Here is a 14510-nt window from a genome sequence, read left to right as displayed (position 1 = left end):
CCCCAAGAAGTAAGCTTCAGCGTAGACTTCCTCAAAATCGAACAAAAGCCGCCGCCGGACATTGGTTGTCCGGGGCGGCGTTTATTGTTGTGGGCATGGCAAGTAAGTCGAGCAAAGCAAGCCGGGTTTTCGTCTGCACCTCCTGCGACCACCAGCTGTCGAAGTGGATGGGGCGCTGCCCGCAGTGTGGGGAATGGGGATCTCTGGAGGAGCGGGACACGCGCTCCTTAGGCTTGGGCGCAATGGGGCTCGCCGGAGTTGCGGGTGCTGGCGGTAGTGCGGGGCGCCGCGGTGGGGGACGCGGATCCGGCGGCCTAGTTCCAGGGGCCAGCGCCCAACCCGTCACCCAGGTGGATCCGACCATCGCCAAACACCGCCCCACGGGCATCGGGGAGCTAGACCGCGTGCTGGGCGGCGGCATTGTCCCAGGCAGCGCGGTGCTGCTGGCGGGCGAACCCGGCGTGGGTAAGTCCACCTTGCTGCTAGAGGTTGCTGCGGCGTGGGCCAAGAAGGGGCATACGGTGCTGATCCTCACCGCAGAGGAGTCCGTGGGGCAGGTGCGCCACCGCGCGGAACGCACCGGCGCACTGCACGACAAGCTCTATCTGGCCAGCGAGAACGACCTGGAGAATGGCCTGGCACAGGTCGATGCACTAAACCCGGAGCTGATCATCGTAGATTCCCTGCAGACCATGCAGGCCACTGGGGTGGAAGGCGTTGCCGGTGGCGTGGCCCAAACCCGGGCGGTCACCAGTACACTGACAACCCTGGCGAAGATGTCGGGCACGCCCGTCATCGCGGTGGGACACGTGACGAAGGAAGGCACCGTCGCAGGTCCCCGCACGATCGAACACCTCGTGGACGTTGTGCTGAACTTCGAGGGCGACAAACACTCCTCCATGCGCTTTCTGCGCGGCATCAAGAATCGCTTCGGTGCCACGGACGAAGTCGGCTGCTTCGAGCAGACCGCCCACGGCATTCAGGAGGTCGCGGACCCCAGCGGCTTGTTCCTGCACCATCGCACCGAATCCGTGACCGGCACGGCAGTAACCGTCGTGATGGACGGGCGCCGTGCCATGGTCGGCGAGCTGCAAACTTTGGCCCTTAACAGCGAGTTTAAGAATCCGAAGCGCTACATGACGGGCATGGATGCCTCGCGTGTATCGATGGTGCTGGCTGTGCTCTCCGAACGCTGCGGGTTGCCACTGGCAGATAAGGAAGTCTACGCCGCCACGGTCGGCGGGATGAAGATCTTAGAACCCTCCGCGGACCTCGCGACCGGGCTTGCGCTGGCCTCCACCGCAAAACGTAGCCCGCTCCCCCTTGGCCTGATTGCTCTCGGCGAGGTGGGCTTAGGCGGGGAGGTGCGCCGCATTCCGCAGCTCACCCAAAGGCTGGCGGAGGCCCACCGGCTGGGATTCCACACCGCACTGGTGCCAAAGAACTGCCACTATGAGGCTCCCAAGGGCATGAAGGTAAAGGAGGTCTCCACACTCTGCCAGGCCGTCAACTACTGCCTGGCTACTGACTAGGCCATTTACTGGCTACTGCAAGTTAAACGAGGCCGGCTGGGAAGTATTGTCGCCCACGTGGGCGTACAGCAGGTAGCTGCCCGGATCGACCGGTTTGCGGTCTTCGCACTTGCCCGGCGCGGAGGTGGTACGGGACCAGGCGGCCATCTCGTAGTTCACGGACTCGCCGGCCTTGATCTTCGTATCGCCGACAACCTCCGGCTCGTTGCAGTCGATGTCGCCCCACACGCGCTCATAGTTGCCCATGGTGAAGACCTCGAACTTCAGCGGGGAATCATCGAAGTTGATGTCGCAATCCGCGTTCGTCGGGTTCTCGATCTTCACGAAGAAGTTAGGCTGCTGCTCCGCGTTGAACGTCGGAGCACCCGGTCGAGCAATTACCCGCAGGTCGGCGAGCGAGCAAGAGTCTTTCTTCTCGCCCTTGTTCTCGTCGCCCTCGTCGTCCTTGTCTTTATCTTTGTCCTTTTCTTCGGACGCCTTCTCGTCCTCCGAGTCGCTCGGTTCCGTACCCTTCGGCGGTTCCGGCGAGCTAGTCATATCCTGCTGCTCGGAAGTAGTGATGGCAGTCTCGGTGGACGCCGTGTTCTCGGAGTCCCCTCCCCCACTGACCAGGCTGATCAAAGCCCAGATCACACCGATAACAACGACCAAGATCACCACCGCAGCAATGCGGCGGCGGATATACACTTCGCGTGGCAACGGGCGCCTGTTGTCTTCATCAGTCACGCAACTAATGCTAAAGGCTGCCCGCTAAAAGACAGCGCATAGACACGGGGTGAACACCGCAAAACTCCTAATGAACGCGCTGCGCACCCTCAATATCCAGGCCGTAGCTGACCAGCGGCTCGGCCAGACCATCGGACAGGCGGTAGCGCAGCCCCACAACGGCACAACGGTTGTCTGCCAGACGCGCCTGAATCTCCGGCGAACGATCCACAATATGGTCGGCGATCTCCGCCACGTGGTTGCGTTCGAAGGCGTCACTACTTTCCATGCCGCGCTTCTTCGCGGACAGCAACGAGGGTGTGACCTTCTCCACGAGCACGCGCTGGAATCCCGCGGGCATGTCGCCACCGTTCAACGCCTGGGAGGCAGCGGCAACCGCGCCGCACTTCTCGTGCCCCAGCACCACAACCAGCGGTACTTCCAGGGAGTCCACCGCGAATTCCAAGGAGGCCAGAACGGACAGGTCGGTGATCTCGCCGGCGGTGCGGATAACGAAGACATCGCCGAGGCCCTGGTCGAAGAGGATCTCCACCGGCGCGCGGGAATCGGAACACGCCAACACCACGGCCTGGGGCTTCTGCCCCTCCTGCAGGGAAATGCGGCGGCTCAGGTCCTGGTGCGGGTGGTCGGAATCGCCGCGCATGAAACGTTCATTGCCTTCGCGCAGGCTATCCCAAGCCTGCTGCGGGGTCTGATGTTGGCTGGAAGTCATGGTTCCATTGTGCACCGCGCTACAGTGATTCGTGCAATGAACTCCCCTTCCGCCGTCTCCCCCAACCCGCCCACCGGCTCGCACAGCAGCCTGCCCACCAAGCTGAATTCCTGGTACGCCCGCAACGCCCGCGATCTGCCGTGGCGCCACCCGGACACCACCCCGTGGGCGATTCTGCTGAGCGAGGTCATGAGCCAGCAAACGCCCGTCGCCCGCGTGATTCCCCTCTGGCAAGCCTGGCTGAAGCGCTGGCCCACCCCGGCGGATCTGGCCGAGGCGCCGCGTTCCGAAATCTTAAAAATGTGGGCCAACCTGGGCTATCCCCGGCGCGCGCTGAGGCTAAAGGAGTGCGCGATCGCCTGCATGGAACGCCACGGCGGCGAGGTGCCGAGCGATATTGCCGAGCTCGAGGCCCTGCCGGGGATCGGTCACTACACCGCCCGCGCCGTCGCGGCCTTCGCCTTTGGTCAGGCCGTGCCGGTTGTGGATACGAATGTGCGCCGCGTCTACCGCCGCCTCGTCGACGGCCGCTACTTGCAGGGGCCCGCTCGTGCGCGTGATCTGGCGGATGTGGCCTCGTTGCTGCCCCACGTCGATCCGGATCCTCGTTTGGTTGGACGCCAACTGCCTCCACCGCCCCAGCCTCAGCCCACTGACGCGGGCACCGGCTCAGGCGCGGGCAGTAGCGCTGGTGCAAGCACAGATACCACCAGCGGCGCAGACCGAGACGCCGCGAATCTGATGTGCGCCGCACTCATGGAACTCGGCGCTTTGATCTGCACCGCAAAAAGCCCAGCATGCGACCAGTGCCCCGTAATCGACGACTGCGCGTGGGTGCAGGCGGGCAAGCCGCAGCCGACAGAGGCGGAGGCGCAGGCCGCGGCCCAGCGCGTGCAGAAATTCGCGGGAACCGATCGCCAAGTCCGTGGAAAGATTATGGGGCTACTGCGGGAAGCGGGAGAAGGTGGCGTCACAAAGAAAGAGATAGACCTGCTGTGGCCCGCAACCGAGCAGCTCGAGCGGGCCCTGCAATCACTGTTAGACGACGGGCTGTTAACCAGCGACGGCGCGACGTACCAGCTACCGCACTAAAAATCTTCGCGAAATCAGCACGGAATCAGCACGAAAACCCCGCAAAATCTCCGCCCGAAATAGGGGCACAACGCAAATAGTTTTGACCGGCTTAGGCTCTACGGGGATACGTGCATTAGAGTGATAAACGTTACCCAGATCACATTAGGAATGATTTATGTCGACCTCACCCTCCTCGACCGCTAAGCAGCCAAACACAACCACCACCGTGGCGGCTGTTGGCCTCATGCTGTTCTCTATGTTCTTCGGCGCCGGCAACCTCATTTTCCCTCCCATGCTCGGCGTGGAATCCGGTGAAAATTTCTCCCCCGCCATGATCGGCTTCCTCCTAACCGGAGTGCTCATGCCGGTACTGACGGTCATCGCCATCGCAATCTCCGGCAACGGTGTGCGCGACCTGGCATCCCGCGCGGGCGCGCTGTTTGGCCTAATCTTTGCCATCGTTGCCTACCTTTCCATCGGCGCACTCTACGCCGTACCGCGCGCCGCAGCGATTGGCTACGAGCTGGGCATCGAATCCACCTTTGACCTCTCCGGCGGCTGGTGGCGCCTGGCGGGAACGTTCGCCTTCTTCCTTGTATGCTTCCTGCTGACACTCTGGCCCGGCAAGGTCGTCGACACCCTGGGCAAGGCCCTCACCCCAGTGCTGCTGATCCTGCTGGGCGTGCTGGCTATCGTCGGCCTTCAGAAACTGAACTCCCCCAGCATTCCCGCCACCGAGGAGTACACCTCCAACCCGCTGGTCAGCGGCATCTCCCAGGGCTACTTCACAATGGACTCCATCGGCGCGCTAGCCTTCGCGCTGATCGTCGTGAGCGCTTTTAGCCAAAAGGGCGAGACCGACCACAAGCGCATCGTCAAACTCTCCGGTGTGGCAGCCTTCACCGCGGGATTCTTCCTGATGCTGGTCTACCTGGGTCTCGGCCTAGTCGGCGCCCGCATGCCGGACAAGGAAAGCTACAGCGATGGCGCGGCAATCCTGAGCTCCGCAGCACACCTCACGATGGGCAACACGGGTGAAATCGTGTTCTCGCTGATCGTGCTGTTGGCCTGCATCACCACTGTCGTTGGCCTAACCGCGGCGACATCCACGTTCTTCCACGAGCTGGTTCCGGCCATCAGCTACCGCTGGTGGGCCACCATCCTGACGCTCGTAGGCCTTGCTATCGCCAACCTGGGCTTGGAGAAGATTCTGAGTGTCTCTGGCCCGGTGATCGGCCTGATCTATCCGCCGGCGATCGTGCTCATCACGCTTTCCTACGTGCACCTGCTGTTCCGCCAATACAAGCTGGTGTTTTCTTACCGCATCGGTGTAGCCGTAGCCTTCCTGTTTTCCTTCATCGACTTCCTGGCCGCCCTGAACGTGCCGGTCGACTCACTGCAGAACGCCCTGAGCTGGATCCCGCTGATGGATGCAGGCATGGGTTGGCTGCTGCCCACTGTTTTCTTCATCGCCATTGGACTGGCCATCGACCTCAACCGCAAGGTGCCGAATGACGAGGACAAGGAAGTTGACCTGGAGGCGCTGGACCCGTTCACGGCAAACGTGGACGCCGAAGGCTCAGAAGACAGCGCCGAAGATACCGACAGCGCAACGGATGCCCCCGTTTCGCAGAGCTAATTAGCGATACCTAATACTTCTAGCGGAGAAAACGCTTAGGATTCCCCTATGACGTTTTCTCGTAGAAGTTCCAACCACTCCCCCTCTGACCGCTCCCGATCCCTCCGCTCCCGGACCCTAACCGCCACCTTCGCAGTACTGCTGCCCGCAGCCATCGCCGCCTCCGGAATGGCCCCAGCCGCCGCTGCACCCGGCGGCTTCTATGGTTCCGTCGAGGGATCTGCCTCCAAGGCCGCCGCCACCGGCAGCGGCAAATCCGTAGTGGGCTCCCTGCCCAACTACGACCCGGATGGCTTCTATTCTTCCCTGCCCTTGCAGGTAAAGGGCAAGCCAGGGGAAATCATCAAAACGGCTCCCAGCAACTTTGCCCTGGGGATCCCCTTCGTCGACTGGACGAACAGCGAGGCCCAGCGCGTGGCCTACGTTTCCACCAACTCCCGCGGCGAGACCGTGCCCGTCACTGGCACGGTGCTGGTTCCCCGCGCTCCCTACACCGGTGGCGGGGAGCGCCCACTGCTGGTGGTAGCTCCGGGCACCCAGGGCAGCGGCGATGCCTGCGCTCCGGGCAAGCTACTGCCGATGGGCTTGGAGTATGAGGCTGCGCCCGTCGCCGCCGCCCTCTCCCGCGGCTGGGCCGTGGCGCTAACCGACCTGAACGGCCTGGGCACCCCGGCGCAGCACACGTACATGAACCGCGTGGACCAGGGCAACGCCACGTTGGACATGGCCCGCGCGGCGAAGAACATGCCTCGAGTGCCGAAGGCCGCACCGGTCGCGGTGTGGGGTTACTCCCAGGGCGGCGGTTCCTCCGCTGCAGCCCTGGAGCTGGCTCACACCTACGCCCCGGAGATCAATCTGAAGGCGGGCTACGCAGGCGGAGTGCCGGCGGATTTGGCTATGACTGCCACCGCCATCGACAACGGCCCGCTGGCCGCCGCCCTGGGCTACACATTGAATGGTTTCCTCGTTTCGAACCCGGAGATCCGCGATGCCGTGGAGGAGAAGATGAACGACAAGGGCAAGGAGTTCGTCCGCCAAACCGCCAGCGAGTGCATCCCCGAATCCCTCGCGCGGCACGCTTATACGGATACGCGCACACTGACGAAGAACGGCGAGTCACTCACGGAGCTGTTGGAGCAGGAGCCGTTCAAGAAGCTTGTTGACGCCCAACGCATCGGCAGCCGCCCACCCCAGGTTCCTGTGTACGTCGGCCATGGCACTAACGATGACACGATCCCAGTGGAGCAGAGCCGCCGCATGGCCCGTCAGTGGGCGGAGGGCGGCACCAAGGTGAACTACGCGGAGCACAATATCCCGCACACGTTCCCACTGGGCGATCACATGGTGCCGATGATCACGCACCTGCTGCCTGCGCTGGACTGGGTGGATAACGTGATCCACGATCGCCCAGTGCAGTTCAACAAGGCCTAATCAACAAGGTCCAGCCCAAAAGGCTTAGTTAGCCTTTCTGATTCCAGTCGTCGCTGGAATCTGCGGCGTCAAAACCCTTATCCTCCGGCACGTTGCCCTCGGCGGCGACAGACACAGCTTCCTGAGCCTCGTCGGCGGAGAAGTCATCCTCGCCGACCTCCGGCAGCGGCTTGGGCTTGGTGTCGAAGACGAACTTCGCATCGTCGCCCTTGGACTCGCCGTCCCAGTTTTCGACGTCGACGGTGACGATCTCGCCGGCGCCGATCTCGCCGAACAGGATCTTCTCGGACAGGTGATCCTCGATCTCGCGCTGGATCGTGCGGCGCAGCGGGCGGGCGCCCAGCACCGGATCGAAACCACGCTTGGCCAGCAGGGACTTCGCCTGCTCGGTGAGCTCCAGGTCCATGTCCTTCGCCTGCAGGGCGGTGCGCACGCGGCCCAGCAGCAGATCCACCATCTGCACGATCTGCTCGCGGGTCAGCTGGTGGAAGACCACGATGTCGTCGATACGGTTCAGGAACTCCGGGCGGAAGTGCTTCTTCAGCTCATCGTCGACCTTCTGCTTCATCCGCTCGTACTGCGTGTCCTCGTCGGCTTCGCCGGAGGCGCTGAAGCCCATGCCCACAGCCTTGGAGATGTCCCTGGTGCCCAGGTTGGAGGTGAAGATCAGGACGGTGTTCTTGAAGTCCACCATGCGGCCCTGGCCGTCGGTCAGGCGACCGTCTTCCAACACCTGCAGCAGGGTGTTGTAGATCTCCGTGTGGGCCTTCTCGATCTCGTCGAACAGCACCACAGAGAATGGCTTGCGGCGAACCTTCTCGGTCAGCTGCCCACCCTCGTCGTAGCCGACGTATCCCGGAGGCGCACCGAACAGGCGGGATGCCGTGAACTTGTCGTGGAACTCGCCCATGTCGATCTGGATCAGCGCGTCATCGTCGCCGAACAGGAACTCGGCCAGTGCCTTCGACAGCTCAGTCTTACCCACACCGGACGGGCCGGCGAAGATGAACGAACCGGACGGGCGCTTCGGGTCCTTCAGGCCGGCGCGGGTGCGGCGGATGGCGCGGGAGACGGCCTTGACGGCATCGTCCTGGCCGATGATGCGCTTGTGCAGCTCGTCTTCCATGTGCAGCAGGCGGGTGGACTCTTCCTCGGTGAGCTTGAACACGGGGATGCCGGTCCAGGTGCCCATAACCTCGGCGATCTGCTCCTCGCCCACCTCGGCGACTTCGTCCAGCTCGCCGGCACGCCAGGCCTTTTCCTTCTCCGCGCGCTCTTCGCCCAGCTTGCGCTCGTCGTCACGCAGGGCTGCTGCCTTCTCGAAGTCCTGGTCGTCGATGGCAGCTTCCTTCTTACGGCGCACCTCGGCGATCTTGTCGTCGATGTCCTGGATGGCCTTCGGGGCGGTCATGCGCTTGATGCGCATGCGGGCGCCGGCCTCGTCGATCAGGTCCACGGCCTTATCCGGCAGGAAGCGGTCGTTGATGTAGCGATCTGCCAGCTGGGCTGCGGCCTTCAGCGCTCCGTCGGTGATGGATACGCGGTGGTGCGCCTCGTAGCGGTCGCGCAGGCCCTTCAGGATCTCCACGGTCAGCTCCACGGAAGGCTCCGGAACCTGCACAGGCTGGAAGCGGCGCTCCAGCGCGGCGTCCTTCTCGATGTGCTTGCGGTACTCGTCCAGGGTGGTTGCACCAATGGTCTGCAGCTCGCCGCGGGCTAGCTTCGGCTTCAGGATGCTGGCAGCGTCGATCGCGCCCTCGGCGGCACCTGCGCCGACGAGGGTGTGGATCTCGTCGATAAACAGAATGATGTCACCGCGCTGGTTGATCTCCTTCAGCACCTTCTTCAGACGCTCCTCAAAGTCACCGCGGTAGCGGGAACCCGCCACCAGGGAGCCCAAGTCCAGGGAGTACAGCTGCTTATCCTTCAGAGTCTCCGGCACCTTGCCGTTGACGATGTCCAGCGCCAGCCCCTCGACCACGGCGGTCTTACCCACACCGGGCTCGCCGATCAGTACCGGGTTGTTCTTGGTGCGGCGGGACAGCACCTGCATTACGCGCTCGATCTCGTTCTCGCGACCCACGACAGGATCCAGCTTGCCATCCTTCGCTGCCTGGGTGAGGTTACGGCCAAACTGGTCCAGTACCAGGGAGTTGGACTTCTGGCCCGGGCGGCTCGGTGCACCCTCCGGGCTGCTGCCCACACCGGCGGTAGCGGGCTCGCCGCCACCGCTTTCTTCATCGTTCCCCTCGTAGCCGCTGAGCAGCTGAATTACCTGCTGGCGCACGCGGGACAGGTCCGCACCCAGCTTGACCAGCACCTGCGCCGCCACGCCTTCACCCTCGCGGATGAGGCCCAGCAGGATGTGCTCGGTGCCGATGTACTTGTGGCCCAGCTGCAGTGCCTCGCGCAGCGCGAGTTCCAGCACCTTCTTGGCGCGCGGGGTGAACGGGATGTAGCCGCTCGGCGGGTGGCCACCGGTGCCGATGATGTCCTTGACCTCGGTGCGCACGGCATCCAGGGAGATGCCCATGGACTCCAGGGCCTTCGCCGCGACACCTTCGCCCTCTTGGATCAGGCCGAGCAGGATGTGCTCGGTGCCGATGTAGTTGTGATTCAGCGCGCGTGCTTCCTCCTGCGCCAACACAACGACGCGGCGCGCGCGATCCGTGAACCTCTCGAACATGGTGTGCTCCCTTTATCAAAAGATGTAGCTTGCGTATTCGCCAATGTTGCCCACCTTAGCCGTGAGTGTGGACAACTCATATCGCCTTTCACACAACACTGTGTTGCTGTAGCTATATTCCGACGCCACCTCGACCCCAACTACACCCATATCAGCAGGTCAAAAGACTTTCAGGACCTACATTTTCACGCTGTACGCCGTCAGCGAACGCGCCCTTTAAACCCCTATTCCCCAGCTCCCCCACAACCTGTCCCTTCATAGTTATTTTTTCAAACCGAGAACTTTTTAATACAGAAACATTAAAGTGATGTGCACCACTAAAACTCGGGGCAGTGGTAAACAAGGGATCCCTTCCCAAAGGAACCATCCCAGGGATTGCACCCCAGAAAACTAACCCAGAAGACCAACCCAGAGAAACCGACCCAGAGCGACCAACCCAAGGAGAGTCACCCAGAAATGAACGCAGCAGCAGCCGCCCAGTTGCCCAAGCCCTCCCTTACTGACCAGATCGGGACCGCAGGCACACTTCTTAAAGGCACACTGCCCCTGTTCAAATCGGGCGTCCTGGGGTCTATGGGCCCCGTCGCAGCTGGCAAGGCCCTCAAGGGAATCATCCAGTGGAGCTTCCTGCCCGCCGGCCTGCTAGCCATCGGCGCCGCGCGCGACCCGTACCACACGGCCATCATCGACGACGCCGGCTCGATGACCTACCAAGAACTGCACGAGCAGTCCACCGCCCTGGCGCAAGCCCTCTTCCGCACCGGCATCCGCGAGCGTGACCGCATCGGCGTGCTATGCCGCAACCACCGCGGATTCATCCTCACCCTGTGCGCACACGGTCGGTTGGGTACGGACATTGTGCTATTCAACACTGGGGCGTCAGCAAAGCAGACCCAAGCCGTGCTGCAGGAACAAAAGATCGACATCCTGTTCATCGACGAGGAGTTCCTGCCGCTTCTGCCGAAGGACTTCGACGCCTGCCCAGTCGTCGTGGCCTGGGAGAACGGCGACACGCTGGGACTCACCCGCGACGCAGAGGAAGCCCTAAAGAAGGCCTCCAATGTTCGGGATGCGATCGACAGTGGCGACTACGCCACCCGCAGCGAAGACTGGCCCTCTCTGCACGAGGTGCTGAGCACCACCCCAGAGAACCTCTCCATCCCCGCCCGCCCGCGTCAGGGGCGCACCATCATCCTGACCTCCGGAACCACCGGCACCCCGAAGGGCGCGCGCCGACCAGAGCCGAAGACGTACATGCCGGCCTCCTCCATCATGAGCCGCATCCCGATGCGCCACCACCGGCCATCATTCCTCTCCGCGCCGATGTTCCACACCTGGGGCTTCGCGCAGATCCAGCTGGCGCTCGCGCTGCGCAACACCATGATCATGCAGCGCCGCTTCTCCCCCGAAGCTGCCGTGAAGCTGATCGAGAAGAACCGCCCCTACACCATCGCAATGGTGCCGACGATGCTGCGCCGCATGCTGGAGGTCGTGCCGGAGAACTTCAACTCTGGCACGAAGATCATCGCCACCTCCGGCGAGGCGCTGCCACCAAAGGTAGTGCGCGAGACGCAGGAGAAGTTCGGCGACGTGCTTTACAACCTCTACGGTTCGACGGAGGTCAGCTGGGCCTCCATCGCCACCCCGGAGGAGCTGCGCAAACACATCAACACGGCAGGTAAGCCGCCGATGGCAACGACGCTGAAGGTTCTGGACGATAACGGCAAGGAGCTGCCGAATGGCGAAATCGGACGCATCTTCGTGAAGAATGACATGCTGTTCGAGGGCTACACCCGCCCCGGCTCCGACAAGGAGATCATCGACGGCATGGTCGCCACCGGAGACCTGGGCTACTACAACGACGAAGGCCTGCTGTTCATCTCTGGCCGTAGTGACGACATGATCGTCTCCGGTGGCGAGAATGTCTTCCCGCAGGAGACCGAGGACGTGGTTAACTCCATGGACTGCGTCGCCGAGTCCGCCGTGCGTGGTGTGGATGACCCAGAGTTTGGCCAGGCACTGTGCACGTGGGTTGTGCCGGAGGGCAAGAGTGCGGCCGAGCTGACCGACGAAGAGAAGGCGGAGTTCGAGGAAAAGGTAAAGACGGAGGTCAAGGCTCACCTGGCTCGCCACAGTGTGCCGCGCTACTTCGTCTACCTGGACAAGCTCCCCCGCAACGCGGTGGGCAAGGTGGTCCCGCGCGAGCTGCCACAGCCTTAGCCCTCCCGGCCACAGCCGTGACCGCCCACCAGTCACGGCCTCGCCCCTAGGCCTGTAGCCACCCCGCAGCCCATCCAAAAAGGCTTAAATGTCGTTAGAACGAGAATACGTTATCGGAAACGTTTTTCGTTTTAGCAAAACTGCTGGTCAGAGCGTTGCCGTCAGGGCTACACAGGTAGCAAATGTGACACTTTCTCGTTCTAACGACATTTAGCGCTGCGTAAAGCCAACCGAGGCGGTGGGCGCAAGCAAATGCGCCATAATGAGGGGCATGACCAACAACAGCTCCGACATCAACCCCAGCAACCCCAGTGGCTCGGCCAATCCAGCCAGCTCTAGCAGCCCAACCCCCAGCGAACCCAGCCCCCTCCGCCCGCGCGTCCTGTCCATCGCCGGCACCGACCCAACAGGCGGAGCGGGCGCGCAGGCAGACCTGAAGTCCTTCATGGCGGCGGGCGGCTACGGCATGTCCGTCATCACCGCCCTGGTCGCGCAGAACACGCAGGGCGTGCGCGAGATCCACACTCCCCCGCTGGATTTCCTTCGCGCGCAGCTGGACTCTGTCTTCGACGACGTCACCGTCGATGCCGTGAAGATCGGCATGCTCGGCGACACGGAGACCATCCAGACCATCCGCGATTACCTGCAGAACCACCAGGTCACGACGGTGCTGGATCCGGTGGCGGTGGCTTCCTCGGGCGACCGGCTGCTCACTGCGGACGCCGAGGACGCACTGCGGGACTTCGCTGCCGCTTCTTCAGTTGTGACGCCGAACCTCCCCGAACTCTCACTCCTGACCAAGACCGAACTGGCCACCAGCGAGCAGGAGGCCGTGGAGGTTGCCGCAAAGTGGGCGCAGGAAACCGACACCACCGTCATCGTGAAGCTGGGTCACCTGGCCGGGCCGGAGGCCGGCAACATTGCAGTATCCCCTGCCGGGAAGACGCATAAGGTCAGCTCCCCGCGCGTGGAAACAAAAAACACCCACGGCACGGGGTGTTCTTTGTCTTCTGCGCTGGCCACTCGGCTGGGCGCGGGTGATTCACTGGAGGATGCGCTGGATTGGTCTACTAAATGGCTCAACGAGGCCATCGCCAATGCCGACCGTTTGCTAGTCGGTAAAGGCCATGGCCCCGTTGATCACTCGGTGCGCCTGTTCTAGGCAGCTAAGCGCGGGTGCAAGCGCGCGACTCGACGCTAGGCAGCTAGGCGCAGGCACGAGCGGCGGCTAGCAAAGTAGCCGCTGCCCGCGCTCTCGCGCAGCCAGCTACTACTTGAGCTCCTTGGAGGAAAGACCCAGCTCGCGACGAGCAACAACCAGCTGCTGAATCTGCTGGGTACCCTCGAAGATGTCCAGGATCTTGGAGTCACGAGCCCACTTCTCCAGCAGGTCACGCTCGGAGTAGCCATAAGCGCCGGCGATCTCAACCGCACGCAGGGTCAGGTCAGTAGCCATGCGGCCGGCCTTCGCCTTGCACTCGGAGGCTTCCTTGCTGTTCGGCTGCTTGTTGTCGGCCATCCAGCCTGCGCGCAGGGTCATCAGGTATGCAGCTTCCCAGTCGCTCTCCAGGCGAATGTACTCGCTGGCAGCTGCGGGCTGGTTCCACGCGGGGGCGTCATAATCGATCTCTACACCTGCGTCAGTGAGGATCTCGCGCAGCTTCTCCAGGGAAGCGCGGGCGACACCAACGGCCATGGCGGCAACCATCGGGCGGGTGTTGTCGAAGGTGGCCATCACGCCACCGAAGCCCTTCTTGGTGTCCACCTCCGGGGAACCCAGCAGGTTCTCCTTCGGGATGCGGACGTTGTCCAGGATGAAGTGCGCGGTGTCGGAGGAGCGGATACCCAGCTTGTGCTCTAGGCGGACCAGCTCGAAGCCCGGGGTGTCGCGCGGGACGACGAAGGACTTGATGGCTGCACGGCCAGCGGACTTGTCGACGGATGCCCAGACGACAACGTGGGTGCAGCGCTCGCCGGCGGTGACGAAGATCTTCTCACCATTCAGGACGTACTCGTCGCCATCCAGCTTGGCGGTGGCGGCGACGGCTGCGGAGTCGGAGCCGAACTGCGGCTCGGTGATGGCCATGGCGGCCCAGATCTTGCCGAAGCGCTCGAGCTGCTCGTCGTCGGCGACGGCCGCTACGGCTGCGTTGCCCAGACCCTGGTAGGGGATGGACAGGGTGAGTCCCACGTCGCCCCAGCAGGTCTCGAGGACGTTGAGGATGGAGGCCATGTTGCCGCCATTCTTGACGCCCTCAGTCTTCTTCTTGTCATCGCCGCGGCCACCGGAGGCGCCAGCCATTGCCTGGCCGGCGTCTGCCATGCCTTCGACCAGGCTGGCCATGGTGTCCAGCTCGACGGGGCGCTCGTGCTCCGCGAGGTCGTACTTGCGGGAGATGGGGCGGAAGATTTCGGCGGCGGCCTGGTGCGCTTGGTTCTGGCCCGCCTTCAAACGCTTGGGGAGTTCCAGATTAATCATGATGTGGTTCC

The 14510-nt window shown here is 63.0% G+C and carries 10 protein-coding genes; 6 read left to right on the top strand and 4 right to left on the bottom strand.

The genetic code is table 11. The features are described from left to right. Nucleotides 1-95: 95 nt before the first annotated feature. Nucleotides 96-1532, top strand: coding sequence for a DNA repair protein RadA (gene radA / locus JQ46_RS08750; RefSeq protein ID WP_034987354.1), 1437 nt, complete (start codon nt 96-98; stop codon nt 1530-1532). Between the two features lie 12 nt (nt 1533-1544). Here the strand turns inward: radA and JQ46_RS08745 are convergent, their stop codons facing one another. Both JQ46_RS08745 and JQ46_RS08740 read right to left on the bottom strand, forming a co-directional pair. After that, nucleotides 1545-2258 (bottom strand): hypothetical protein, encoded by a 714-nt coding sequence (locus JQ46_RS08745; RefSeq protein ID WP_011273016.1) that lies wholly within the window; start codon nt 2256-2258, stop codon nt 1545-1547. 67 nt (nt 2259-2325) lie between these two features. After that, nucleotides 2326-2970, bottom strand: coding sequence for a carbonic anhydrase (locus JQ46_RS08740; RefSeq protein WP_034987350.1), 645 nt, complete (start codon nt 2968-2970; stop codon nt 2326-2328). A 36-nt stretch (nt 2971-3006) separates the two neighbouring features. Between JQ46_RS08740 and JQ46_RS08735 the strand changes: the two genes are divergently transcribed. The 3 genes from JQ46_RS08735 (at nt 3007) to JQ46_RS08725 (ending at nt 7114) form a co-directional block, all read left to right on the top strand. Next, on the top strand, nt 3007-4062 hold the full coding sequence (locus tag JQ46_RS08735) for an A/G-specific adenine glycosylase (protein WP_034987349.1): 1056 nt from the start codon (nt 3007-3009) through the stop codon (nt 4060-4062). A 157-nt stretch (nt 4063-4219) separates the two neighbouring features. Beyond that, nucleotides 4220-5683 carry a branched-chain amino acid transport system II carrier protein gene (gene brnQ / locus JQ46_RS08730; protein WP_034987347.1) on the top strand — a complete coding sequence of 488 codons (1464 nt, stop codon included), beginning with the start codon at nt 4220-4222 and terminating at the stop codon, nt 5681-5683. 48 nt (nt 5684-5731) lie between these two features. Beyond that, a complete protein-coding gene (locus JQ46_RS08725) occupies nt 5732-7114 on the top strand; it encodes a lipase family protein (protein ID WP_034987345.1) in 1383 nt (460 codons plus the stop codon). Between the two features lie 28 nt (nt 7115-7142). Here the strand turns inward: JQ46_RS08725 and JQ46_RS08720 are convergent, their stop codons facing one another. Continuing rightward, nucleotides 7143-9800, bottom strand: a complete 2658-nt coding sequence (locus tag JQ46_RS08720; RefSeq protein WP_034987340.1) for an ATP-dependent Clp protease ATP-binding subunit — start codon at nt 9798-9800, stop codon at nt 7143-7145. Nucleotides 9801-10256: 456 nt separating this feature from the next. Between JQ46_RS08720 and JQ46_RS08715 the strand changes: the two genes are divergently transcribed. Beyond that, a complete protein-coding gene (locus JQ46_RS08715; protein WP_034987334.1) occupies nt 10257-12020 on the top strand; it encodes an AMP-binding protein in 1764 nt (587 codons plus the stop codon). 271 nt (nt 12021-12291) lie between these two features. After that, nucleotides 12292-13182, top strand: a complete 891-nt coding sequence (gene thiD, locus JQ46_RS08710; RefSeq protein WP_424648007.1) for a bifunctional hydroxymethylpyrimidine kinase/phosphomethylpyrimidine kinase — start codon at nt 12292-12294, stop codon at nt 13180-13182. Nucleotides 13183-13290: 108 nt separating this feature from the next. On the opposite strand, the gene JQ46_RS08705 is transcribed toward thiD, so the two are convergent. Next, complete coding sequence (locus tag JQ46_RS08705) at nt 13291-14499, bottom strand: acyl-CoA dehydrogenase family protein (RefSeq protein ID WP_005296808.1); 1209 nt, start codon at nt 14497-14499, stop codon at nt 13291-13293. Between the last annotated feature and the right edge of the window lie 11 nt (nt 14500-14510).

Source organism: Corynebacterium jeikeium (genome assembly GCF_000738175.1).
Taxonomy (GTDB): Bacteria; Actinomycetota; Actinomycetes; order Mycobacteriales; family Mycobacteriaceae; genus Corynebacterium; species Corynebacterium jeikeium_C.
The sequence above is the reverse complement of the archived record's forward strand: the minus strand, read 5'-3'. Positions and strand labels throughout refer to the sequence as shown.